The sequence below is a fragment of the Vibrio sp. 970 genome (assembly GCF_033339075.1).
The window spans coordinates 1-543 of record NZ_JAWOTW010000707.1; the positions used below are offsets into that span (position 1 = coordinate 1).

The 543-nt window shown below is 43.8% G+C and carries 1 protein-coding gene and 1 pseudogene; both read right to left on the minus strand.

All coding sequences use genetic code 11. The annotated features are described in order from the left end of the window. Window positions 1-380 (minus strand): annotated as a pseudogene (locus R7Q11_RS28735) (transhydrogenase beta subunit); the annotation flags it as partial. Continuing rightward, a partial coding sequence (locus tag R7Q11_RS28740) for a PAAR domain-containing protein (RefSeq protein WP_225467293.1) occupies window positions 381-543 on the minus strand: 163 nt, incomplete at its 5' end. It abuts the pseudogene before it with no gap.

Below are 543 nucleotides of genomic sequence, written 5' to 3' on the forward strand. Positions count from 1 at the left end.
ACCCAGGTTGGTCGACTTGAGACCACCTCTCTTTCTATTCTTCCAAGAGCCATCAAAAAGGATGCCTGCCCGTAAGGATACAAGTAGATATTTGTACTTGGATGACCACCTAAGGCAGAGGATATCTCAAGCATGATTTTTTTCAGTAGCGTTTTGTCGCTGAGTTGGGGCAACAATACGCAAACACAACCAGATACTTCTGCTTGTTTTAAGCTTCTCTCATGTGACGCAATCAGCTTAAACAGTCGTTCTTCATAAACTTCATTGTTAACGTTTTGTGTTTTTTCACCGGAAAACCTAAATGAAGCATCGAGAATAGAGCTAACTTGCACTTCCTCATCGTCAATAAGACATAGAGGCATCTTAAAACCAATTCGCATCTATCCCCCGATGAGGACGGTCGGTACACCGACGAGAATTTTTCCACCATGAGATGTAGAGTCCCCTGATCTAGCAGCCGGTTTACCATTAATCTTAACGCTAGAAGACCCCGCAGATATGCTGTCAGGCGGTCCGATACAAACGAGTTTGTCACCTTTTCTC